Source organism: Brevibacillus borstelensis, from assembly GCF_037834415.1.
GTDB lineage: Bacteria > Bacillota > Bacilli > Brevibacillales > Brevibacillaceae > Brevibacillus > Brevibacillus borstelensis_A.
The window spans coordinates 141,049-163,908 of record NZ_JAUMSJ010000001.1 but is presented as its reverse complement, the minus strand read 5'-3'; the positions used below and the strand labels follow the sequence as shown (position 1 = coordinate 163,908).

General features: G+C 53.9%; 24 protein-coding genes, 3 tRNA genes, 1 pseudogene and 1 riboswitch. Of the genes and pseudogenes, 5 read left to right on the top strand and 23 right to left on the bottom strand.

What is annotated here, in order from left to right; all coding sequences use genetic code 11:
- Window positions 1-57 precede the first annotated feature (57 nt).
- The 6 genes and pseudogenes from Q3F21_RS00770 to Q3F21_RS00745 all read right to left on the bottom strand — a co-directional run bounded on the left by Q3F21_RS00770 (window position 58) and on the right by Q3F21_RS00745 (window position 2,308).
- Entirely contained in the window at window positions 58-906 is an 849-nt protein-coding gene (locus Q3F21_RS00770) for an ABC transporter ATP-binding protein (protein ID WP_340249129.1), read from the bottom strand.
- 20 nt (window positions 907-926) lie between these two features.
- Window positions 927-1,139, bottom strand: a pseudogene (locus tag Q3F21_RS00765) (thioredoxin reductase); the annotation flags it as partial.
- A 197-nt stretch (window positions 1,140-1,336) separates the two neighbouring features.
- A tRNA-Leu gene (locus Q3F21_RS00760) sits at window positions 1,337-1,419 on the bottom strand.
- Window positions 1,420-1,435: 16 nt separating this feature from the next.
- Window positions 1,436-1,512 (bottom strand) — tRNA-Pro (locus Q3F21_RS00755).
- Between the two features lie 62 nt (window positions 1,513-1,574).
- A tRNA-Arg gene (locus Q3F21_RS00750) sits at window positions 1,575-1,651 on the bottom strand.
- Window positions 1,652-1,831: 180 nt separating this feature from the next.
- Window positions 1,832-2,308 carry a hypothetical protein gene (locus tag Q3F21_RS00745; RefSeq protein WP_340249128.1) on the bottom strand — a complete coding sequence of 159 codons (477 nt, stop codon included), beginning with the start codon at window positions 2,306-2,308 and terminating at the stop codon, window positions 1,832-1,834.
- A gap of 132 nt (window positions 2,309-2,440) precedes the next feature.
- Between Q3F21_RS00745 and Q3F21_RS00740 the strand changes: the two genes are divergently transcribed.
- The 3 genes from Q3F21_RS00740 to Q3F21_RS00730 all read left to right on the top strand — a co-directional run bounded on the left by Q3F21_RS00740 (window position 2,441) and on the right by Q3F21_RS00730 (window position 5,231).
- Window positions 2,441-2,665: a hypothetical protein gene (locus Q3F21_RS00740; protein WP_340249126.1), complete on the top strand. Its 225-nt coding sequence runs from the start codon at window positions 2,441-2,443 to the stop codon at window positions 2,663-2,665.
- 206 nt (window positions 2,666-2,871) lie between these two features.
- The gene (gene fosB / locus Q3F21_RS00735) at window positions 2,872-3,297 is read left to right on the top strand and encodes a metallothiol transferase FosB (RefSeq protein ID WP_340249124.1); all 426 of its coding nucleotides are present in this window, start codon (window positions 2,872-2,874) and stop codon (window positions 3,295-3,297) included.
- Between the two features lie 209 nt (window positions 3,298-3,506).
- On the top strand, window positions 3,507-5,231 hold the full coding sequence (locus tag Q3F21_RS00730) for a protoglobin domain-containing protein (protein ID WP_340249122.1): 1,725 nt from the start codon (window positions 3,507-3,509) through the stop codon (window positions 5,229-5,231).
- A 26-nt stretch (window positions 5,232-5,257) separates the two neighbouring features.
- Here Q3F21_RS00730 and Q3F21_RS00725 read toward each other — a convergent pair whose 3' ends face one another.
- The 11 genes from Q3F21_RS00725 to dat all read right to left on the bottom strand — a co-directional run bounded on the left by Q3F21_RS00725 (window position 5,258) and on the right by dat (window position 14,926).
- Window positions 5,258-5,569 carry a hypothetical protein gene (locus tag Q3F21_RS00725; RefSeq protein ID WP_340249120.1) on the bottom strand — a complete coding sequence of 104 codons (312 nt, stop codon included), beginning with the start codon at window positions 5,567-5,569 and terminating at the stop codon, window positions 5,258-5,260.
- A gap of 57 nt (window positions 5,570-5,626) precedes the next feature.
- Window positions 5,627-6,934: a nucleobase:cation symporter-2 family protein gene (locus Q3F21_RS00720; protein WP_340249118.1), complete on the bottom strand. Its 1,308-nt coding sequence runs from the start codon at window positions 6,932-6,934 to the stop codon at window positions 5,627-5,629.
- 107 nt (window positions 6,935-7,041) lie between these two features.
- A complete protein-coding gene (locus tag Q3F21_RS00715; protein ID WP_340249115.1) occupies window positions 7,042-7,635 on the bottom strand; it encodes a xanthine phosphoribosyltransferase in 594 nt (197 codons plus the stop codon).
- Window positions 7,636-7,825: 190 nt separating this feature from the next.
- A riboswitch (purine riboswitch) is annotated at window positions 7,826-7,926 on the bottom strand.
- 187 nt (window positions 7,927-8,113) lie between these two features.
- Window positions 8,114-9,184, bottom strand: a complete 1,071-nt coding sequence (gene rsgA, locus Q3F21_RS00710) for a ribosome small subunit-dependent GTPase A (RefSeq protein ID WP_340249113.1) — start codon at window positions 9,182-9,184, stop codon at window positions 8,114-8,116.
- Window positions 9,185-9,452: 268 nt separating this feature from the next.
- The gene (locus tag Q3F21_RS00705; RefSeq protein ID WP_340249111.1) at window positions 9,453-9,683 is read right to left on the bottom strand and encodes a hypothetical protein; all 231 of its coding nucleotides are present in this window, start codon (window positions 9,681-9,683) and stop codon (window positions 9,453-9,455) included.
- Window positions 9,684-9,819: 136 nt separating this feature from the next.
- Entirely contained in the window at window positions 9,820-10,182 is a 363-nt protein-coding gene (locus Q3F21_RS00700) for a VOC family protein (protein WP_340249109.1), read from the bottom strand.
- 110 nt (window positions 10,183-10,292) lie between these two features.
- A complete protein-coding gene (locus Q3F21_RS00695) occupies window positions 10,293-10,511 on the bottom strand; it encodes a WYL domain-containing protein (RefSeq protein WP_340249106.1) in 219 nt (72 codons plus the stop codon).
- Window positions 10,512-10,666: 155 nt separating this feature from the next.
- The gene (locus Q3F21_RS00690) at window positions 10,667-11,983 is read right to left on the bottom strand and encodes a serine hydrolase domain-containing protein (protein ID WP_340249104.1); all 1,317 of its coding nucleotides are present in this window, start codon (window positions 11,981-11,983) and stop codon (window positions 10,667-10,669) included.
- 2 nt (window positions 11,984-11,985) lie between these two features.
- Window positions 11,986-13,053, bottom strand: coding sequence for a P1 family peptidase (locus tag Q3F21_RS00685; RefSeq protein WP_340249102.1), 1,068 nt, complete (start codon window positions 13,051-13,053; stop codon window positions 11,986-11,988).
- Window positions 13,054-13,080: 27 nt separating this feature from the next.
- Window positions 13,081-14,004: a dipeptidase gene (locus tag Q3F21_RS00680; RefSeq protein WP_340249101.1), complete on the bottom strand. Its 924-nt coding sequence runs from the start codon at window positions 14,002-14,004 to the stop codon at window positions 13,081-13,083.
- A gap of 70 nt (window positions 14,005-14,074) precedes the next feature.
- The gene (dat, locus tag Q3F21_RS00675) at window positions 14,075-14,926 is read right to left on the bottom strand and encodes a D-amino-acid transaminase (RefSeq protein ID WP_340249098.1); all 852 of its coding nucleotides are present in this window, start codon (window positions 14,924-14,926) and stop codon (window positions 14,075-14,077) included.
- 146 nt (window positions 14,927-15,072) lie between these two features.
- On the opposite strand from dat, the gene Q3F21_RS00670 reads away from it, so the two are divergent.
- Window positions 15,073-15,963, top strand: coding sequence for a LysR family transcriptional regulator (locus tag Q3F21_RS00670; protein WP_340249095.1), 891 nt, complete (start codon window positions 15,073-15,075; stop codon window positions 15,961-15,963).
- Window positions 15,964-16,015: 52 nt separating this feature from the next.
- Here the strand turns inward: Q3F21_RS00670 and Q3F21_RS00665 are convergent, their stop codons facing one another.
- From Q3F21_RS00665 to Q3F21_RS00645, 5 genes are all read right to left on the bottom strand, one after another.
- The gene (locus Q3F21_RS00665) at window positions 16,016-16,843 is read right to left on the bottom strand and encodes an alpha/beta fold hydrolase (RefSeq protein ID WP_340249093.1); all 828 of its coding nucleotides are present in this window, start codon (window positions 16,841-16,843) and stop codon (window positions 16,016-16,018) included.
- A 193-nt stretch (window positions 16,844-17,036) separates the two neighbouring features.
- Window positions 17,037-18,089, bottom strand: coding sequence for a polyamine ABC transporter substrate-binding protein (locus Q3F21_RS00660; protein WP_425341199.1), 1,053 nt, complete (start codon window positions 18,087-18,089; stop codon window positions 17,037-17,039).
- Between the two features lie 44 nt (window positions 18,090-18,133).
- A complete protein-coding gene (locus Q3F21_RS00655) occupies window positions 18,134-18,925 on the bottom strand; it encodes an ABC transporter permease (protein ID WP_340249090.1) in 792 nt (263 codons plus the stop codon).
- The gene (locus Q3F21_RS00650) at window positions 18,922-19,776 is read right to left on the bottom strand and encodes an ABC transporter permease (protein WP_340249087.1); all 855 of its coding nucleotides are present in this window, start codon (window positions 19,774-19,776) and stop codon (window positions 18,922-18,924) included. Before Q3F21_RS00650 ends, Q3F21_RS00655 begins: the two co-directional genes overlap by 4 nt.
- The gene (locus Q3F21_RS00645) at window positions 19,773-20,756 is read right to left on the bottom strand and encodes an ABC transporter ATP-binding protein (protein WP_340249085.1); all 984 of its coding nucleotides are present in this window, start codon (window positions 20,754-20,756) and stop codon (window positions 19,773-19,775) included. The genes Q3F21_RS00650 and Q3F21_RS00645 overlap by 4 nt, the downstream gene beginning before the upstream one ends.
- 386 nt (window positions 20,757-21,142) lie before the next feature.
- Between Q3F21_RS00645 and Q3F21_RS00640 the strand changes: the two genes are divergently transcribed.
- Entirely contained in the window at window positions 21,143-21,685 is a 543-nt protein-coding gene (locus tag Q3F21_RS00640; protein ID WP_340249082.1) for a PadR family transcriptional regulator, read from the top strand.
- Between the two features lie 117 nt (window positions 21,686-21,802).
- Here Q3F21_RS00640 and rbsK read toward each other — a convergent pair whose 3' ends face one another.
- Window positions 21,803-22,708, bottom strand: a complete 906-nt coding sequence (gene rbsK / locus Q3F21_RS00635; RefSeq protein ID WP_340249079.1) for a ribokinase — start codon at window positions 22,706-22,708, stop codon at window positions 21,803-21,805.
- Window positions 22,709-22,860 lie beyond the last annotated feature (152 nt).

Below are 22,860 nucleotides of genomic sequence, written 5' to 3'. Positions count from 1 at the left end.
CTCCTACCAGTAACATTGTACTCGTAGGAGCCGTTTTAGAAGAAATTGAGACTTTCCTTAGGCAGAAGCTTCTTTCCTCGAAGGCATCGCAAGAGGCTGCTCTATGTTTGGACCCGTTTCGGATGGGGCAAGCTCGAATGGCAAACATAGCGGCACTCCCGTTCGCGGATCAGGGATAATATCTGCTTCGATTCCGAACACTTCACGTAAAACTTCCTGCGTCATCACTTCTTCAGGGGCCCCTTCACTTACGATGGTTCCCTGCTTGATCGCTACCATATGCTGGGCAAATCGGGTAGCATGATTCAGGTCGTGAACGACCATGACAATGGTTCGCTGCTGTTCACTATTTAACTGCTGCAGCAGCTTAAGCACCTCAAGCTGGTGAGCCATATCAAGATATGTTGTCGGTTCGTCCAGAAACAGCATGTTGGTTCCCTGTGCAAGCGCCATGGCGATCCAGGCCCGCTGCCGTTGACCACCGGACAGCTGATCCACCGGTCGATCGCTGAAAGCTCCCATTCCGGTCACCTGGACAGCCCATTGAATGATCTCCTTGTCCTGTTTGGAGAGCGAACCGAATCCCTTCTGATGCGGGAATCGGCCATAGGAAATCAGCTCGGATACGGTCAAGCCATCGGGGGCAACCGGGTTTTGCGGCAAAATCGCAAGCTGCTTGGCGACGTCTTTGGTCGGCTGACTATGAATCGACTTCCCATCCAGAAATACGGTTCCGCCATTCGGCCTCATCATCCGTGCCATTGCTTTCAGAATCGTTGATTTTCCCGAGCCATTCGCGCCGACAAGCGCCGTAATCTTACCTTCTGGAATCGACAAATTCAAATTCTCCACAATGAAACGGTCGGAATACGCGATGTCTAATTTTTCTGTATATAATCGTTTCATAGCCTGCATCTCTCCTCTTCTTACGTCGTAGATAAATGCTTCATGATCTCACGGTTTTTCTGTGCAAATAATTCGTTATGGGAAGAAACCATTCCCTATGCTCTCGCATCAGGTGCAATATATTGTTTTGCTTTATTCACTGTATTCGCAGCATCCTGGAACGCACCTGCGATCAAATGAAGCTTTCCTTCGTGATGCAAGATATCTCCAGCGGCGTACAATCCTTCCACCGATCATATCGATAATGATTATTATTATCAATATATACTTTACCAAATAAAGAGAGATGAATCAACATCCAATTAGACTTATAACCAGATTAAGCAATCCTTTTGAACTGATCAAATTGAGTGAGTGTTTGACAGTTGTAAAAATAAAAAAGTCCTTTAGGTTTTAATCCCAAAGAACATCATCGTTGTTGAATGTTGTATGGTGCCGGTAGAGGGACTTGAACCCCCACGGTTTCCCTCACGATTTTGAGTCGCGCGCGTCTGCCAATTCCGCCATACCGGCACGTATGAAATTCTCATGGTCGGGAAGACAGGATTCGAACCTGCGACCCCTTGGTCCCAAGCCAAGTACTCTACCAAGCTGAGCTACTTCCCGAATAAATCGAAATGTTCGCTCCCCAAAAAGCGATGATGCGTCCAGACATATTGGGGATAAAGTGGCGTGCCCTGAGAGATTCGAACTCCCGACCTTTTGATTCGTAGTCAAACGCTCTATCCAGCTGAGCTAAGGGCACATCTTGTCTGATTTTGTCGCAGCTTGGCGACAATTCAATAATATACAGGTTTTTATCAAAAAAAGCAAGTACAATCTTTATCACCTCCTCCCTTCTTTTCTTCCCTTGTCTCCGGGAAGACGCCCGTTTTTTGCCCCCGCACAGGCAGGTACCCGTATCAGCGGGAAGCTGCTGCTGATCCTATGCACACCTGACACAGGGAGAACAACAGCCCGTCAGAAGCCTCCGAAAATACCGATTGAACGGATAATCCAGCGGATGGCGTCCGTACACAATCCACTTTCCCTTCGCGTTGCGTCGCAATTGATACACCCGGAAAAATATGTCGTCCTTATCAAAACCGAACCAGACAGCGATCGTCACCCCGCCTTTTCCGCGGGAGAGCAATTTCTTTTTGAGAATCGGCGGAGCTCCAATTCCGTCTCCTACCGGTACGGCTAAACGTCCCCGAATCCTCCTCAGCTGCAAATTTCGGATCACTCGCTCCGCCAGGCAGGGGGACATGCTTTTTTGCAAATACCGCCTGATTTTCGCCTTGGAATCAAACCGCTTCGGCAGCAAGACTCCCCTTTCTCCTACGCGCTTTCTAGCCGAAAAGACAATCGTCCAAAAAGAATCCTCAGCCCTTGCGATCGCCCTCATCCATGCTTCGTTCACCCGCAACACCTCCTGCTAAAAGGGTATGCATCTGCCTCTTTGTGCGGTTGGGCTGCTGCCAGTCTACATAATTTTCCTTTGAACGGACAATCTAAATGAGACGATGAAGACAAATGAGGAGGTATGGTATTCGTGTCGGCACAAATCAACACCGATCAATTGAAAAAGGCGGAGGTATCGGCTACTCTTGCCAAGACGCTCATTACGCAGGCGATTGAACAATCCGCCGCCAATCCGCAATTGGCGGAAGAAGCGCTCAAGCAAGCTTCCACAGAGATCGCGCAAGCGCAAACAATGGTATCCCAAGTGCAATCGACTATCCAGACGCAGTCCAAGCAGCAAAAACAGCAAGCGTGACAACAAGGGCAGACCCGTGGCGGTCTGCCCTTTCGTTTGTCATCCCGGGAAAGGCTGGGCTGTTTTCCTGGCGGCGAAGCGCTTTTTGCAAATGAATAACGGGCCATCGGGGTTTCCGCGGCCATGGAAAACCGGGGAATTTTGCTTCCATGGAGGTCTTCCCGCTACAATAGTGGAAGCAAAACGAATGGAAAGGCGTGATTCGCATGTTGCAGCTGCAAGGCATCAATCACCTGCTGTTTTCTGTTTCCGACCTGGATCGTTCCATCCGCTTTTATCAGGATGCGCTTGGAGCCAAGCTGCTTGTCCGCGGTAGAAAGCTGGCATATTTCGACCTGAACGGCCTATGGCTCGCACTCAACGAAGAGACAGACATCCCCCGGAATGAAATTTACCACTCGTACACACATATTGCCTTTTCAGTGGAGGAGAACCAGTTCGAAGAGTGGAAAGATCATCTCTTAGCTTCGGGTGCAGCCATACTGCCCGGGCGCGAACGGGATGAACGGGACAAACGCTCCATTTACTTCACGGACCCGGACGGTCACAAGTTCGAGCTGCATACCGGAACCAGGGAGGATCGGCTAGCTTATTATCGGGAGACAAAGCCGCACATGACTTTTTTTGATTAATACCAGACATCCGGAACGATCGAAGGCAAAATCTTCCCATTCATGGGAAATTTCCTTTTTCCCGCCTATCATTCGTGGTAGACTGGTACAAAAGAACTACAAAAACCAGCTGTTTTCCCCCAAATGAAAACTTCGAAGACAACATTGTAAAAAACCGGCCTATCCCCTGTGAGGAATAGGTCATTTTTACGCTAGCGGAGGTATTTCCCATGTTATGGAACAATGCGAATTCGATCACGATCAACAACAACCCAGGCAAGGCTGATGACGTCGAATCCCCTGAACGAATGAAGAACAAAGTGAAATTTTTGCGGCTTACAAAACACGATCTGGAGATGGTCCGCCGTCTGCAGCCTCTCTTGCGGGAGGCAACCCCTGTCATTACCGACCGGCACTACCAAATGCTTGGCGAATTTCCCGAGCTTTTGTCCATCATTGACCAAAACTCGACAATCGAGCGGCTCTCTGCCTCTTTTCGCCGCTATCTGCAAACGCTTGCCACAGGAGAGCTGACGGAGGAGTATCTCGCCGGGCGGGAAAAAATCGGTGTCATTCACAGTAAAATCGGCCTGGCTCCCGAATGGTACATGGGCTCGTATTTGCGTGTCTACGAGCAGCTGGTGCCGGTGATCGCAAGCGCGTACGCCAAACGGCCCCAAGAGCTTTCCGACGCCCTTCTTGCGCTGCTCAAAATCATTACCCTCGACTCTCAAATCGTGCTGGAATCGTATCAGGCGGACAACGACTTCAAGGTGATAGACCGGCTGGGCAATGTACTGGAGCTCGTCATGCAGATCGATAAAATCAAGCTCGTACTCGACACGCTGGAAACGACTACCAGCGAGGCCGGCAACGTCAGCACCGCTGCCAACGAGCTTTCCCTTTCCGTCCAAAAAGTGGCCCGGTCGGCAGCCGAGGTGGCGGAAAACGCCATGTCTGCCATGGAGCAGGCAGATCAGGGAAAGGAGAGTATCTCCGCTTCCCTGACAGGCTTTCTTGCTATGGCAGAGGAATTTTACGAGACGAAAGCCAAGATCGCCCGCCTGCAAAAATCGATCGACGAGGTCTCACAGGTGGTGGAAATGATCCGCTCGGTCGCCGACCAGACCAATCTGCTCGCGCTCAACGCCTCCATCGAAGCGGCGCGGGCAGGCGAGCACGGGCGAGGCTTCGCTGTCGTAGCCGGAGAGGTGCGAAAATTGGCGGAACAGACCAAATCGTCTGTCCAGTCAATTACGGCCACCATTCAAAACGTGCAGACGGAAGCAAGGCTGGTCGGGGAAACTGCCGACCGGATGTCCGAGCACATCGGCCAAAGAGTAGCTCATACAGAAAAGGCCATCCAGCTGTTTCATGAGATCGTGGACAGTATCGGACTGGTCAGTCAGGCGACGGGGCATATTGCCGCGATCGCGGAAGAGCAATCAGCCGCCACGGCAGACATTACCAGGCGTATTTCGCATGTGCAGGAAAACATGGAGCTGGTCACGTCCAATGTCTCCACAGCCGGCAAAAACGTGTACGACATCGGCGCAGCTGTCAACGAAATGCACAAGCTGAGCGTCAGCCAGGCCGCTTACGTACGAGACAAGCACTACCTGCGAATTGTCAAGACGGATCACCTGCTGTGGAAGTGGTGGCTCAACAACTACATGCTCGGGTATCACCAGATCGAAGAAAATCAACTCGTCAACCATCACCAATGCCGCTTGGGAGCGTGGTACGATGCGGCCAAAGAAAACAGCTCTTTCGGCTCTCTGGAAAGTTTCCGAAAGCTCGAAGAGCCGCATCGCCTGTTTCACGAGCTGGTGCGCGTCATCTTTTTCCATGTAAAGGAAGGCGGACGCGAGGAGGCGCAAGCAGCCTTCTTGCGTCTGGAAGAGGTCTCGGAAGCGGTGATCCGGTGCCTGGATGAGCTGGCTGATGACTTATAGGCATGTCCAGGCAGAATAAAAGCCGTTTACTTCGCTTCGGTCACCTGCGGTTTCCGCTTGTTTTGTCCGAGCGAAAAGGATTTGGAAATCAGCGGATACAACAGCGACACTGCCGCCATCAGCAAGATGACCGCTGATAGCGGCTGCGTGAGAAAAGAAGCGAAGTTTCCGTCGGTGATCAGGAGCTGCCAGTGAAAGGTTTCCTCCATCATTTTTCCCAGAACCAACCCCAAAATCAAAGAGGCCGGGGAGAATTCGTACTTTTTCATGTAGTACCCGATCAGTCCGAATGCAAGCATCATCCACACCTCAAAAAGGGTGCCCCACCCGTGTTTCACCGTAGTGGGGCACCCTTCGTATTTTGTATCCGCGAGTCCGATCTTTTTCGTTGTCCGTTACACCTCTGGAACCGTCGTAGCGACATTCACAGGCTGGCGGTTTTCTTTCTTCGTGTGAATGAGCAGGATATTCAGTATGACGGCGGTCAGCGAACCGGTGACAATCCCGTTTTGCATCAGCATTTTCAGCATGTTCGGCAATTGGTCAAACATCGAGGGCACCGCTGCCGACCCCAGCCCGACGGCGATGCTGCATGCCGCGATCAACAGGTTTTCGTTTTGACGCAAATCCACGCGGGACAGGATGTTAATGCCCGATGCGACAACCATTCCAAACATCGCAATCATTGCTCCGCCGAGCACCGGATCGGGAATGATCGTCGTCAGGGCAGCCAGCTTCGGCAACAGCCCCAGCACGACGAGAATTCCGCCTGCCCCGATCATGACGTCGCGGCTTTTGATGCCGGTCAGCGAGACGAGACCGACGTTTTGCGAGAAGGCCGTATACGGGAACGCATTGAAAATGCCGCCGAGCATAATCGCCGCGCCTTCGCCGCGCAGCCCTTTGACGACATCCTGCTTCGTCACTTCCTTGTCGGTTATCTTGCCCAATGCAAAGTAAACCCCTGTTGATTCCGCCATGCTGATGATATTGACGAGAATCATCGTCACGATGGCAACGATATTGAATTCAGGCACGCCGAAATAAAACGGCTGAACGACGTTTACCCAGGAAGCGGACGCCACGCTTTCAAAGCTGACCATTCCCATAAAGTACGCGACAAGTGTACCCGCAGCAAGACCAATCAGCACCGAAATGGCGCGAATGAAGCCGGTAAACAGGCGATTGACAAGCAGGATGACGACCAGTGTCCCCAGTGCCAAGAGGAGGTTGCGCGGATGCCCGAAATCGGGATTGCCCGCTCCTCCGGCCGCATTGTTCATCGCGACGGGAATCAGCGACAAGCCGATAATCGTAACAACCGAACCTTGCACGACCGTAGGAAAGAACCGAAGCAGCTTGCCAAAGAGCGGAGCGGCCAGCACGACAAATAAACCGGATAAAATAATGGCTCCGTAGGCCGTGGCCAGGTTGCTGGATGACGCAATGGCGATAATCGGTCCGACTGCCGTGAAGGTACAGCCCAGAACGACAGGAAGCTTGATGCCGGTGTAGCGCGTACCGATCACCTGCAGCAGTGTCGCAATCCCGCTGGTAAACAGGTCAGCGGCGATCAGGTAGGCAATCTGGGTCGGGGTCAGATTCAACGCATCCCCGATGATCAGAGGAACGATGACAGCCCCGGCGTACATCGCCAGCACATGCTGCATGCCCAGCGTGAGCGTTTTTTGTTTGGACAACATGGACGTAACTCCTCTCCTTTTTTGACTGCGCAGGATGCTTGACTCGCCTCACAGTGTAAAATCGCTCATTATTCCAACACCGAAATGTGCATTCAGTGTGCTGCTCTCTATGATGTGTGAACGGGAGAAGACTCTGCAAAGTGAATTTCTCCCGGCTTCATCGACTTGATCCGTGCCAGTGATTCGACCCGGACGCCCGCTTTTTCCAACAGTCCTCTTCCCTCCTGGAAGCTCTTTTCCACCACAGCTCCCACTCCGACGAGGTGAGCGCCGGCATCCGCGGCGATCTGCGTCAGTCCGACCAAAGCTGCTCCCGTCGCCAAAAAATCGTCGACGATCAAAACGCGCTCGTCTGCGCTGAGGTATTGCTTGGCGATGCTGATTTGATAGCTTTCTTGACGAGTAAAGGAATAGACAGGAGCGGAGTATACGTCGTCAGAGAGCGTCACCGCTTTTTTCTTTTTCGCGTAAACGAAAGGGACGCCCAGTGCATAGGCAGTTGCAAGAGCAAAATGAATGCCGCTCGCCTCCACCGTCAGGACCTTGGTCACGTTCTCCGATCGGAAGAGATCCGCAAATGCTTGACCAATTTTCATCGTCAGCTCCGCGTCAACCTGATGATTGAGAAAAGCATCCACCTTTAACACAGTTTCGGACAGCGCTCGCCCGTCCCGAATAATTCGCTCTTGCAATTCTTTCACACTATTTCCTCCTATCGCGTTTCATCCAAGTGGAAGTAAAAAAGCCCGGATCAGACAGTCCACCCGCCGGTCTTGCAACCGACTCCAAGTGAAACCTGTCCCTCCGGGCGTATCCTTCAGGGGTCACGAAAACGTGCAAGCGACAACAAGAGGCGGTTTTCCTACGGGAAAAAGCAAGAATCACGCAACTCCCAGTCGCTCGTTCACTCGTAGTCAGGCGATTTACGGTCACCCGGTAGAAACTCATGGGCCAATTCCCAAAATTATACGAGTCATTGATTATGTTCAATTGATACTGACAAATCTATCATATCCTCTATGAAAGGGGCAAGCGTATTTTTTGGAATCCCGAAAATGCACAAACACGCGATGAAAGTAAGACGGCCGGACATAGAAAAACCCCTTGCCAGGCAAAGGGGCGAATGTGATCCGATATGAAAAGCACCGAGTCAAAAGTCATCGTCGACACGGCTGACGGCTACCGTTTCGGCTTCGTTTGCCGAAGAGCCATGTTGATCTTTTTCCATTTGTCTTTTTCGGCTGCCCGCATTCTGGCATCCTCTTTGCGGGCTTGATGCGCCAGCTCCCGCTGCAATTTTCGATAGCTGTCAAAACGGGAATGATCCAGTCTCCCCTCTTCGATCGCCAGCCGGATCGCACAGCCCGGCTCCTTGGCGTGCAGGCAATCGCTGAAGCGGCACTGGGCGGCCAGCGTCTCGATGTCATCAAAGGCATCGCGAAAGCCTTCGTCGCCCTCCCAGAACTGCAGCTCACGCATCCCCGGCGTGTCGATCATCAGGCCGCCGCCCGGGAGCTGAAACAGCTCGCGATGCGTCGTCGTATGCCGCCCGCGGTCATCTCCCTCGCGAACTTCCTTGACGAGCTGGACATTCCGTCCAGAAAGGCGGTTGATCAAGGTAGACTTGCCGACACCGGAAGACCCGAGAAGAGCGACTGTCTTCCCTTCCGCCACATACGGCGTCAGGGCCTCAAGCCCTTCGCCCTGCTCCGAGCTGATCGCATGGACAGGCACGCCGACCGCCACTGATTCTACCTCGGCGATCTTGTCCTCCAGGTCATCGCACAGATCGGATTTGCTCAGGATAATGACCGGAGTGGCTCCGCTCTCCCAGGCTAAAATCAGGTACCGTTCCAAGCGGCGCAAATTGTAATCGTTGTTTAATGCGTTCACCAGAAAAACGGTATCGACGTTGGTGGCGACAATTTGTTCTTCGACGGCTTCGCCCGCCGCTTTTCGGGAAAACTTGCTTTTTCGCGGCAGGATGGCGTGAATGGTCGCCTTTTGTTCATGCGGCCGGGCGCTGATGACCACCCAGTCGCCTACAGCGGGGTAGTCTTCTCTGCCTGTGGCTTCATACCGCAGCTTCCCAGATACCTCGCCCAACAGCTCGCCGTGCTCGGTTAAAATTCGATACAGCCGTTTATGTTCGAGAGCAATACGCCCTACTTCCCATCCTTGTTCGATAAAAGGGGAAAAATGGCCGGCAAAAAAATCGTTCCAGCCCAAAGTCTTTAGATATTGGTTCACGTGCGGATTCCTCCTGCATTCGGTTTTATATGAATATCTTTCAAAACCGGCCACAGGAAATCCTCACTTAAAGAACGGCTACTGCCCGACTGAAAGGAGGATCTTTCCTGTGACCCTTGCTGCAATACTCTTCTCGGCAATCATCATACATACCATAAAACATCTCTCCTTTCAGACCGGTTCCCCGATCCGTACGTCATTATTTCCCAATCATTGTAACACGGATAGCTGGCAGCTTCCATCGGCGGCCCGAATTTTTTTCCCTGGCCTAATCGCCGCCACCGCCGCCACCATCTCCGCCGCCGCTGTCGCCGGATCCTCCGTCTCCCCAGGAGCTGTCGGAATTGCGGGTTCTGTCGTTGTCATTGTAAAACGACGAGGAGCCGCCTGAGTCTCCTCCAGAGGAATGACGCCTTCCGCGGCCCTCTTTCTTAAAGGCTTGCGACATTAATCCGATGAACACCACAAATGCGGCAAGCACCCCAATAAAGACTGCCATTCCCATCGCTCTCCCTCCGTTCTGTTATTTTCTGCGTGTACGAACAGTATAGCACGAGATGCGGGCCCGGTTCACAAAATGCCCGCATTCAACCTTGCTGCCGCAAAACACAGAACGATAGAGGCAGCAGGAAATTTCAACCTTTCAACAGAAACTCGTTTCCGTCTGTATCCTTGAAACGGGCGAAGCTGCCCCAGGCCATTTTCTTCGGCTCCTCCAAAAAGATTACGCCCCTCTGGCTCATCTCCTGATAGGTTTTGTCGATGTCCTCACATACGAACACGATCGAGGCCTTCATCTGCTCAGACCCGGGCATCATGGCTTTGGGGTAGATGACGAGATGCGACTCGGCCCCCTTCGGACCGACTTCCAGCCAGGAGGCATTGGGCGTCATCGGGTCGTCGCGATGTACGACAAATCCCACCTTCTCGGTCCAAAATTCACGAGCCTTCGCCTGGTCCTCCACGTAAACTGCTACTGTAGCGATTTGTTTAATCATCACGCTGGCCTCCTGAAATGAATGTAGTCATATTCACCATACCATATACAATACATGCTGCACACGGATGACAGCGCCCATACATGGCTTCTGCGGAGAGAAAGTCGGACTCACAGGCCCGCTGCCCGCTGCCCGCGAGGTGCGACTGCCAGGATGTTGGCAATGCAAAACACCCGGCAAGCTCGTCGGGCGTAGCAGTACGCTTTTACCCGGTCTCCGTTTATCGCAATAATTTTTACGGCCCGCTTGGTCGTCTCTCCGGTGCGGCTTTGGTAGATCAGATCGACCGTCTGCTGCCGCTTGCAATAGCGCTCCAATTCGCGTCTCATGATGTCACCACCAAACAGGAACATTTGTTCTTATTATAGCGAACGACAAAGCTACATGCAAGAAACCTCTTCAAAGAGCGGTAACAGGCGAGTAGTGCCTGCATCTGCCCTCCAAAGAGGTTTTTCTCCGCGCGGGAAAAGGCCCGAGCGAAATTCTATTCCTTTCTCGTCAGCATCCGGGAGCCCAGAAGCACAGCCCACGCTTTTTCCCCATCCTTCCAGAAAAACGGCAGGGGCATCTCGCCTTTCAGGGTAACCAGCGTATGGCTGTCACTCGCCCGAAGCGTGAACTGCCCGCCGGCAATATCCGCTTGCAGCGCGCCGCCAACAAAGGATATGCGGACGCTGCCGCCTTCCACGCACGAATAGAAGCCGACAAAGCGCTCCAGCTCTTCGGCGGATGCCTCGTAATCCGGCTCCTTCGCCCGCCACTCCAACGGAAGGTCCAGCGCGCTGTTGACGGCCGCGAGCCACAAATCCCGCACCGGGACATCCGCTACATTGGTCAGGACGACGGCAACAATCCCCTCCTCGGGCACAAATCCGAAGTGTGACGAGACCCCCGGCTGCGAGCCCCCATGCTCGACAAGCGTCCGCCCTTCCCAGCCGGGCGTAGACTTCAGCGCGTACCCGTAGTATGTGTTTCTTCCGACCTTGTGGACCGGATGCCGCATCCGTCTGAGCGAAGCCTCGCTGACGATGCTCTCCTTCCGGCAACGTCCTCCATTTACGTAGAGCTGGCCGTATTTGAGCAAATCATGGACATTGGAGCGGATGCCTCCCCCTACCTCATAATTCCCCAGCAGCGGCCAATCCGCTTGCTTCCAGCCATTGCCGCCGGCCTCCTTGACATAGGGAACAGAGACGTCCGGCAGCCGGCTCACCTCTTCCAGACTAAAGGTAGAGCGGTTTATCTCCAAAGGGTCCAGCAGCCGGCTCGTCACATGCCTGCGGAACAGACGCCCCGTCACTCTCTCTACAATCAGCCCGAGCAGCAAAAACGTGTCGTTGCAATAGCTGAAATACTCTCCCGGTCTGCCCAGCAGCTCGTGCCGTTCTTCGGAAAGGTACTCCAGATGGTCCGACAGCTTGCACAACTCCTCTCTGCGGCGAACCGGAGCAAGGCCGGTCGTATGACTCAGCAGGTGATGAATGCGGACGCTGGCCGGGTCCTGGAGTGACCCGAGGGAGAATTCCGGCAGATAGGCGTTGACCGGATCTTCGATAGACAGCTTCCCTTCCTCCGCAAGCTGCATGACAGCCATCGCCGTGAAGGACTTCGTCACGGACGCGATGCCAAATACCGTATCCGGCGTGACCGGTTCCTTCGTTTCCAGATTTCGCACCCCGAAGCCTTTTTGAAACAGCAGCTCCCCGTGCCGGGAAACGGCAACCGCTGCCCCAATGATTCTCTCCTCCTCCATTTTGCGGTACATGTACTCCTCAAAAGGCGACCACTGTCCTGCGCTCACCGCTATTCCTCCTGTTCCGCAAACGGGTACGCATAAATGGTCCGACCGGCTCTCCCTGTTGTCGTCGCGGCCTGAGAGAGCGAATTGAGGATCGCTTCCTCCGCCGCTTCACTGGCTGCGGCGAACAGTTGATTCATGACCGGGTGGTCCTCGCGAAGCTGGGTCCTCGCTTCCGTCATCCGATCCGAGGCATGGGGAATTTTATGCGCTGTCGAAAAGGCGATGCAAATGTCGCCGCTTCCGTGGCTGTAATGGCTGCCCGTCCGTCCCAGCCCGATGCCCGTCCGCTTGGCCACGCGGAGCAGCTGGCGGTCGCTGAACGGCGCGTCCGTGCCCAGCACGATGATGATCGATCCGTCCGGCGGGTTGTCCAGCGCCCGGGCGGCTGACGAGCGGAGCCACTCGTACTTTTCAGCCTGAAAGTCTTCGGGCTTCCCGAAATTGCTCAACACGAGCACGCCCACTGTGTACGTCGCTTCTTCCGTCTGGATGAGCCGCGAGGAGGTTCCGATACCGCCTTTGTGTCCGAAGCAGACCATCCCTTTTCCGGCGCCCACGGCCCCCTCCTCCGCTTGCTCCGCCGACGCCCGCCGGATCGCTTCGAGCGCATGCTCCGGCTTTACCGCGCAAGCCCTGATCGAATTGAGATGGCCATCGTTGCACTCTCCCACGACGATGTTGATCGTTCCCGTAGTGTCGCCGATTTCGCTGTTCTGCTCCAGCATGTAGTTGAGCGTCCCCTGCGTGACGGCCGGTACGGAAAACGTATTGGTCAGCATGATCGGCGACTCCAGAACGCCCAGCTCATTTACCTGGACCAATCCGGTCGTCTTCCCGAAGCCGTTGAACACGCAGCTTGCCGCTGTCACCTTTTCGCGAAAGAGGCTTCCGCCGTGCGGAAGGATCGCGGTCACTCCTGTACAGACGTATTCCCCTTCGCCCGACTCCAACGGATAATCCAGCGTGACATGCCCGACCAGGACACCCTCCACGTCCGTCAAACAATTTTTCCTGCCGGTCGGCAGCTTTCCGATGACGATGCCGCGATCGCGGATTTTTATACGATTCATATCCAAAGCCCCTCTGTCTGCTCTTCGTTAACGCGGGCGATTCCGCAGGAAGTTCTCGCTGGCAAAGCCCCGCACTTCGCTTTCTGAATAGCGCTTCAATAGTTCGTTGAGCAGGTTGTCGATCATCCCTGCATGCTCCAGCCCCTCCACAAAGCTGCCGATCCCGTCAAAATCGGAGCCAAGGCCGAGCTGGCGAACACCGCCAAGCGAGCAAAAATGGTCGATATGCCGGATCAAGTCGTCGATTGTCGCTTGTCCGCCTTGTTTGACAAAATACGGGTAGTAGACGATATGGATCATCCCGCCCTTGTCAAACATCGCCTTGGCCTGCTCATCGTACAGGTTGCGGGGATGGTCGCAAATCGCCCTGGCGTTGGAGTGGCTGGCGATCGGATAGTCAGCCAGCTCCATGACGTCCCAAAAGCTCTGTTCACAGAGATGGGAGACATCGGTCAGCACCTTGTGCTCGTTGTTCAGGCGGACGATCTCCTTGCCAAACGAAGTCAAGCCGGCATTTCTCTTCTCCAAAGCGCCATCGGCGGCCAGATTGGCAAAATTCCAGGTCAGGCCGACAGAGCGCACGCCGAGTTGGAACAGGATTCGCAGCTTTTTCAAATCATTTCCAATCGCATCCACGCCCTCCAGCGTCAGCATCGCTCCGATCTCGCCGTCCCCCAGGGTGTCGAGGTCGGCCCATTTCTTGATCTGCTTCATCTCGGGATGCGTCAGGACGTCCTGGTAAAAGCAGTCGATCTGGTCGAGCACTGCTTGAAATTGCTGCTCGGATTTCAATTGCGGCGGCACGTACAGGGCAAAGCATTGCAGCTTTACCTCTCCCTGCTTCAACCGCTCCAGATTGGTATGCAGCTCAGCCGAATCCATGTAAGAAAGCGGTTCCTTGCTTTTCCACATCTTGTAAAGGGCATCACAGTGAAAATCTACGATATTCATCAGCTTTCGTTCCTTTCACATTGTTGTAGCAAACACTATTCGCGATCCTTTATCCGGGCTGCATTCGCTGTTAAGCGTCGGCGGTGACCGCTGTCGTCAACGCTTGGAAATGGCGTTGGAGCAAGCGGGTCAGCTGCCCCGGCTGTCCGTCTCCGATGAGCTTTTCCCCGACCTGGACGATCGGCATGACCTCGGAGGTCGTGCTGGTGATGAACACTTCATCGGCCTCATACAGCTCTTCGATCGCCACATGCCTTTCCTCAAAAGGGATTGCGGCCGCCTGCGCGATTCGCTGAACAGCCATTCGCGTAATGCCCGCGAGAATATGGCGGGACAGCGGGGTCGTCCGGATGCGGGAATCCTTGATCACAAACACGTTGGAGCTGGTTCCTTCCGTGAGCTTTCCGTCCCGGTGGAGGATCGCCTCCAGGCAGCCTGCCTTGTGCGCCTCCTGCTTCGCCAAAAGATTCGGCAAAAGGTTGAGCGATTTGATGTAGCAATTCATCCAGCGTTCGTCCGGATGCAAAATTGCTTTCGCCCCTCTCTCCCGAAATTCCGCCGGGATGCTGCGGAACGGCTTGGCGGTCATCGAGATCGAAACGGGCGCATCGGGGAAGAGGTGGTTGCGCGGGGCCAAGCCTCGGGTAATTTGCAGGTAGACGTCCAGATTGTCCAGACCGCTTCGCTCGATCAACTGGAAGATGATCTCCTTGAAGCTCTCGCGGCTCTGATCAAACGCCAGCGCGATTGCTTCCGCGCTCATATACAGCCGGTCGAGGTGCTCCTCCAGCATGAACGGCTTGTTATTATAGATTCTTATAACCTCGTAGACACCATCGCCAAATTGATGCCCTCTCTCATCTATCGGAACGACCGGATCGTTTGAACCGACAAATTTTCCGTTAAAATAAGCCACGCTCATCTATCTGTTGTCCTCCTTTTTGCAGGCTGGCACCTGCCTGTATGCGGCGAACAGCCGTCCTTCCTTTCAAAGTAATGTATTTTTTTACGCGAATCCAATAGAATAATGCCATACGCGTTATCAACTTTTTCAATAAGGAGTCCAACATGAATGCGGAGCAAATCGAAGCCTTTATTTTTGTCGCGCTGACCGGCAGCTTTAGCAAGACGGCCGATCTTTTGTACTTGTCTCAGCCGACCGTCAGCATGCGGATCAAAGCCCTGGAAAACACGCTGGGCTGCAAGCTGTTCCAGCGTTCCGGCAATTCCGTTTTCCTTACGCGGGAGGGGGATGTCTTTCTGCCTTACGCAAAAAGCGTGCTGCAGTCGCTGCAGGACGGGCAGATGGCGATCCAGCGTTCTTACGGCCGTCTGGAGGGCGAACTGGTCGTCTCCGCTGTGTTCGTGGCCGCGTTCTACATCCTGCCGGAGCTGGTGGACAAGTTTACGCAGCTCTATCCCAAGATCAAGCTGACAATTTTCACGGGTCACTCCCATCAGGTGCTGGAGATGGTTCTGCGCCATGAGGTGTCGTTCGGGATCGCCCGCGCCGTCAATCATTCGCAAATCAAACGGGTCCAGCTGATGCCGGACGAAATGGTGCTGGCTGTCCACCCGGACCACCCGTTTCAGAACAAAACCCAGGTCACCCTCGAAGACGTATCGCGGGAAAAGCTGATTTTGTTTAACAGGGGGTCTTTGGACTGGACGCTGATCAACGGAGCATTCAGCCATTATCAGCTGGAGAACAACGTGGTGATGGAAGCGGACAATATCGAGGTGGTCAAGCGCATGGTGAAGCAAAAACTGGGAATCGCCTTTTTGCCTCGCTTTTCGATTCAGGAGGATGTGGCTGCGGCAGACCTGAAGGAAGTCGAAGTGCTGAGCCTGCCGCATATCAATCGAAATTTTGAGCTGATTTATCATAAAGATGCGACAATCAACGGTATCACGAAGACGTTTATCGACTTTTTGATCGCCAACCGGGTCAAAGTATGACTGCATGCTTTTCCAGCCAGCATGAAAAGGTGCAAATGGACTGCAGCACCGCCTATTTTCGTCCCACTCGGTCCAAAAACGCCAGGACGAGCCGGTTACATTCAGCTGGCTGATCCATCGGCGGGAGATGGGCCGAGTCTGGAAGAAGGACTTTCTCCGCGTTTGCCATACGCTCCGCCAGTGTGTCCGCCATTTTTTGAAAGTCGTCATAATCCTTCTGCCCGGCGATCACCAGCGCAGGCACCTCAATCTCTTCCAGCCGTTCAATCGGCGGAGGCGAAAGCCAGGCCGGCTGGTTTTTCAGCTGGGGCAAATCGTAGGCGTGCGCTGTCATCCGCACGTAGTTCGCCCTCGCTGCAAGGCTTTCTTCCCGAGTCTCTTGCCCAGGCCCGTCAAACCACATCCGGGCCGACATTTCCACAGTCTCTTCCTTTGTACCTGTCTCATACATTTCCACAAAACGGGCAAAATCCTGCATCCTTCGCTCAGACCGCGGATACCCTGTCAAAGTCGGAGATACGAGTACAAGGCTTTTCACCATCTCCGGATAGGCCAGAACAAGCTCCTGTGCGACTACGCTTCCAAAGGAGTGGCCGATTACATGGGCTTCCGCTATCCCCAGTCCTTGCAGCACGGCTCTGGCATCGTCGTACAGGGTAAACGGCCCTTCCGAATTCGGTGTCCGGCCCATGCCTCGCAGGTCAAAGCTGATGACGCGATAGCGCTCGGAAAAAGCCGCAAGCTGCTCGCTCCACATCCGGGTATCCAGATTAAGACCGTGAATCAAGAGCAAAGCCTCTCCCGCGCCGCATGCTTCATAGTAAAATGACGTGCCGTTTGCTTCTACAAACCCCGTTACTTTCTGCAATGACATTTCCATTTTTTATCACCCTTCTTCACTATCGCACAGCGGGGGTGAAATATCCAGAAAATACAGAAAACAACATCTATTTGCCACATTTTATCTCCGCGCGAAAAAACAAAAAAGCAGCCGGAGAGAAAACCCAAGTTTCCCGCCCGACTGCTCTCTGTCAAACCTCATCTATGATCCTGCAAGATCAGCCTCTCGCTTCTTAGCGGCCGCTCTTCATTTCTGTCCAGTAGCGGTCGTACTCCTGCAGAGTATCCCCTACGTCGACGAGCCACTCGGCGCGTGCCATGTCCTCTTTATCCAGGAAGATCATCTTGTTCGCCCGATACTCTTCGCTGTGCAGCGGATACGCCTTTTCATTCGGATTGCTGTAGCCGATCCACTCGTAGTTTTTCACGCTTACTTCCGGGTCCATCAGGTAGTTGATGAATTTCTCCGCCAGTTCCTTGTGCTTGGCTCCTTTCGGAATCGCCAGGGTGTCGGCCCAGATCGTAGCGCCCTCTTTCGGAACGACGTATTCGACGTCCGGATTCTCGCCGTTGATGATCGCCGCGTCGCCGGACCAGACTGTGCCGATCCACGCTTCCTCCGCGATCATTTTTTGCTTGATGTTGTCCGTGTCAAACGCGACGACGCTCGGCAAAAGCGTTTTTAAATCCGCATACGCTTTTTCCAGCTCGCCTTTATCCTTGGTGCTGTTGGAAAACCCGTTTTTGATCAGCCCGACGCCCATGACCTCGCGCGGGTCGTTCAGCATGATGACGCGGCCCTTGTACTCCGGATTCCACAGATCCTGCCAGCTGGTGATTTCGCCTTTCACGTACTTTTTGTTGTACGCGATTCCGGTAATGCCCCAGGTGTACACGAGCGAATGCTTGTTGCCCGGATCGAACGGTGGCGTTTGGAAGGTCGAGACAATATTTTTCTCGTTCGGGATATTTTCCTTGTTCAACTCTTCTAGAAGCCCCAGCTTGATCATGGTGGCTACCATGTAATCCGACGGCTGGATCAGGTCGTAGCCGGAGGCGCCCGCCTGGATTTTCGCCAGCATTTCTTCGTTGCTGCCGTACATGTCGTAGTTTACCTTGACGTTGAACTTCTGTTCAAAGTCCTTGATCACGTCAGGGTTGAAGTTGTCCGCCCAGCTGTAAATATTGAGCACCTGCTCCTCCTGGCTCGAAGAAGAACAGCCTGCGGCAGTAAGCGCAAGAGCGGCGGCCATGGCGCCAATCATCAGGGATTTCCACTTTTTCATCTTTCTTTTTCAACCTCCAGTCTTTTGTTTGGGTGTATGTCCACTTAAAAAGTGAGCGACTTGGAATCTTTGCGGCGGAACAGCTCCGCCACAATGACGAGCAGAACCGTAAACACGATCAAAAGCGTCGACAGGGCATTGACCTCGGGAGATACGCCGCGTTTGACCAGTCCGTAGATGTACAGCGGCAAGGTCGTCGAGTTGGGACCGGCGACGAAAAACGAGATGACAAAATCGTCCAGCGACAAGGTAAAGGACATCAGAAACCCGGCGATAATGCTGGGCGAAATCAATGGCAGCGTGATGTGGCGCAAGGTCTCCCACGCCGTCGCGCCCAAATCCTGCGCCGCTTCTTCCAGCTCCTTGCCCATATCGGCCAGCCGCGTGTTGATGATGACGATCACGTAAGGCAGGCTGAAGGTGACGTGAGCCATGATGAGCGTCAATTTCCCCAGCTCGAGGTGAATCTGGCTGAACAAGACCAGCAGAGACAGCCCCATCATGATTTCCGGGATGACGATGGGCAAGTAGGTCAACCCGTTGAACACGCTTCTCCATCTGAGCGAGTAATGCTTCATCGCAAGCGCAGCAGCAGTTCCAAACAAGGTCGCCAGCACACTGCTGATCAGGGCGATGCTCAGGCTGTTCCACAAAGCCTCCATAACCTGCCTGTTGTCAAACAGGGAAACGTACCATTTCCAGGTAAAGCCCGACCAGACGGCATTGATCCGCGAGTCGTTAAACGAATACAGCATCAATACGGCGATCGGCAAGTATAAAAAGACGAGCATGGCCCAGGAATAGCCGGCCATTGTGCGGTGTCGCAGCGCTTTCATGCTGTCCCCTCCTTTGCCTCGGCGGCATTGACCGCCCGGTAGTAGAGGTAGATCAACACCATGGACAGCAGCATCAGGACGATGGAAAGAGCAGAACCAAACGGCCAGTCACGTGCCGACAGGAACTGATTTTGAATGACGTTTCCCATCAGCGCAGACTTCGCTCCGCCCATCACATCCGGTACGACGAACATCCCGATCGAGGAGACGAACACCAGAATCGAACCGGTCATGACACCCGATTTGGTCAAGGGAAGGGTGACGTGCCAAAACGTCTTCCACGGCGTCGCGCCCAAATCGTAGGCGGCTTCCAGCTTCCGCCGGTCCAGCTGCTCCAGCGAAACGTAAATCGGCAGGACCATGAACGGCAGCAGCGTGTACACCATCCCTACCATCACGGAGCCGAAATTGTACAAAAGCGGCAAAGGCTCGTGAATCAATCCTGCCGAAAGCAAGAGCGAGTTGATCACTCCCTGCGACCGCAGAATGATGACCCAGGCGTAGGAACGAACCAAGAAGTTGATCCAAAACGGAATCATGACGAGCAGCAGCCAAATTTTTTGAGCGGACCGCTCCATGCGGGAAATGTAATAGGCCATCGGGTAGGCGCACACGAGAGAAATCGCCGTTGTCAGGACCGCCACGAGAAAGGTGTCAAAAAAAATCTGGATGTAAAGCGGGTCGACCATCCGGGCGTAGTTGCTCAGCGTAAACTCATAGACAACCTGCCCGTAGGTGCCGCGCTTCATAAAAGACAGCGCAGTGATCATCAACATCGGCAAGACGAAGAGCGCCCCCAGCCAAACGAAAGCCGGCAGCGCCAAAATCTTCAACTGCTTTCCGTTTTTCAAGCGAGCATCACCTCGTCTGCCTGCGACCACCCGATCGCCACATGGTCCCCTGCCTGCCAGCTCCGGCTCTCTGTCGCGTACTCATGAGCCAGTACCGTCATCTCCTCGCTGTCAAGGCGAATGAACAGCTTGCTCATGTTGCCGAGAAACACCATATCGGTGACAGTGCCTCTCTTGCGGTGCTTGTCCTGCTCGGCCTCTTTCGAATAGATCTTGACTTTTTCCGGTCTGACCGCAAAGCAGGAATTTCCGCTCCGGAAAATATTGTTTTCACCGATAAAAGTAGCGACAAACAGCGTCTTGGGATGATTGTATATTTCCGCCGGCGTGGCGATTTGTTCGATCCGCCCTTTGTTCATGACAGCGATTCGGTCGGACATCGCCATCGCCTCTTCCTGGTCGTGCGTGACGTAAATAAATGTAATGCCCAAATTTTTCTGCAAATTTTTCAGCTCAAGCTGCAAGCTTTTTCTCAGCTGGTAATCAAGTGCGCCAAGCGGCTCGTCAAGCAGCAGCACCTTCGGGTTGTTTACGATCGCCCGGGCGATTGCCACCCGCTGCTGCTGCCCTCCGGAGAGCTGCTTCGGCGTGCGCTTGCGCAGTTCAACGAGCTGTGTGTACTGCAGCACTTCCTCCAGCCTCCGCTGCTGCTCCTCTGCGGCTACCTTCTTCATCTTCAGGCCAAACAGAATGTTCTGCTCGACATTCATGTGCGGAAACAAGGCGTATTGCTGGAAGACCATGTTCATGTCGCGTTGATAGGGAGGAATGCTGGTCAGCTCCTTGCCGTCCAGGTAAATCTCCCCCGAGGTCGGCTGTTCAAAGCCGGCAATCATCCGGAGCAGTGTCGTCTTACCGCAGCCGCTCGGTCCCAAAAGCGTTAGAAATTCCCCTTCCTGAATGGAAAGGGAGAGCGGCGGAACCACGACAGAACCGGAAAAATGCTTTTCAATTGATTCCAGATTTATCATCGTTTTCATTCGGTCATCTTCTCACAATATGTCTATTTGCTCATACCAATCTAGGTAAATATATCGTGTATGACACGTTTTGTAAACAGTTTCGGAACGTTGCGGAAACTTTTTTTACTGACCGGGAAAACCTTGCTGCTTCCGGGAAATGCATCCCGTCCGATCCGCTTCTGTCCCTGCAGTCAGTTTCAATCCGACTATCCCGACAATGATGCATCGTTTTCCATGGCGACACAGGAGCGAAAATAGAAGGCGAATGATTGGCGCACATTACTAGTAGCAACTGGCGAGACACTAAGAAAAACAGGGGCGAAAAACAGTGCAAAACGTCTGTTGAAACCCCTGTCCTCTGTCTATATAATTACGCTATGAATAGTTATCAGGAGGGTACACCTTTGAACACGCTGGCGTATGGATTGCTTGGACTGGTGGCGCGCACTCCCAGCTCCGGATATGACCTGATGCTCCAACTGCAGCCGTTTTGGCAGGCCAAACACAGCCAAATCTATCCCTTGCTGGCCAAGATGGAGCAGGAGGGCTACTTGGAATTTACGCGAGTTCCGCAGACTGATCGGCCTGACAAGAAAGTGTATTCCATAACCGAAAAAGGGCGAATCGCTCTGCGGGAATGGCTGACGCAGTCTACTGCCGAGCCCGTCCTGCGCGACGAGCTGTTTCTCAAAGCGTACTGCCTTTGGCTGACAGATCGGCCCACTGCTCGCAAGCTGTTTGAAGAAAGAGAAGCGCATTGCCTGGAGCAATTGAGCATGTTTGAGACTTTTTTGGAAGAACTGAAGCTCGCTTGCGACGGCATGCCTGAAGACCACGGATCGCCTTATTTTGGGGAGTACATCCTCTTGAGCAGGGGAGTCAGCAGCATGCGCGAGGAATTGAGCTGGTGCCGCTGGGTAATGGAGCTGCTGGATAAACAGGCCTGACTCGCTGCCTGTCATGTACATAGACCTGGCTGCAGCTGTTCCCTTGCGCATCGACCGAGACTTTTCTCGGCTTCTTTCTTGGACCGCTTGCAGCCGCTTCCTGTCCTTCTCTCCCGCTCATTCGATTTGATGTCTCTCTACCTCCGCGAGAGTCGGCAGAGATGGCTGCGCTCCATGCCTGGTTACCACGATCGCGGCTACCCTGCTGGCGAATTTGGCCGCCTCCTCGTCAGTCATTCCTTTCGCCATGCCGACTGCAAAGGCAGCGGTAAAAGAGTCCCCTGCAGCCGTCGTATCCACCGCCTGGACCTTCAGGGAGGGGACGTGTTTTGCACCTTCCGCGTTGACGATAAGCGCCCCCTTCTCTCCCATCGTCACAACGACTCGCTTCGGCCCTTGTCCGAGCAATGCCCTCGCCGCCGCTTCCATTTGAGACAGCGTCTCCACCGGCATGCCCGCCAAAAGCTCAAGCTCGGTTTCATTGGGAGTGATCGTATCGACATGCCGCAAAAACGAAGGCGACAGCGAACGGGCAGGAGCCGGATTCAGAACTGCCGTTTTGCCCAACTCATGCACCTTTTTGACCGCGTATTCGACGACTTCCAGCGGAATTTCCAACTGAACCAGGAGGATGTCGCAGGCCTCCAGCAGCCGCCTGTGCCGATCGATGTCTTCTGTCCCCATCATGCCATTGGCGCCGGGAACGAGCACGATATTGTTCTCTCCGCTGGCACTGACGTTGATCAAGGCCATCCCCGTCGTCCCTTCCCGTACGATCCCTTCCATGTGAACGCGGGAATCGGCCAAGCTTCCGAGCAGCATATCCCCGTACGTATCGCTGCCCACCCGCCCGATCATGTGAACAGCAGCGCCCAGACGCGCCGCGGCTACAGCCTGATTGGCCCCCTTTCCCCCCGGGATGGTTTGAAACGAGGTGCTCGCAATCGTTTCCCCCGCTTTTGGCAAGTGAGGGACATGCGAGACGAGATCCATATTCAGACTGCCGACAACAACGATATTCATTGCGTAATTTCCCCGCTTTCTGATCAGCTGTTTCTCATTCTTTCCATTTTCGCTCCCCGTTCCTTCGTTTCCTTTGCATTCGCCCGTTTTTGCCTTTCCGCAAGAGAAATGATTGCATAAATTTTCTAAATAATAGAAACAAAAAATTCAGA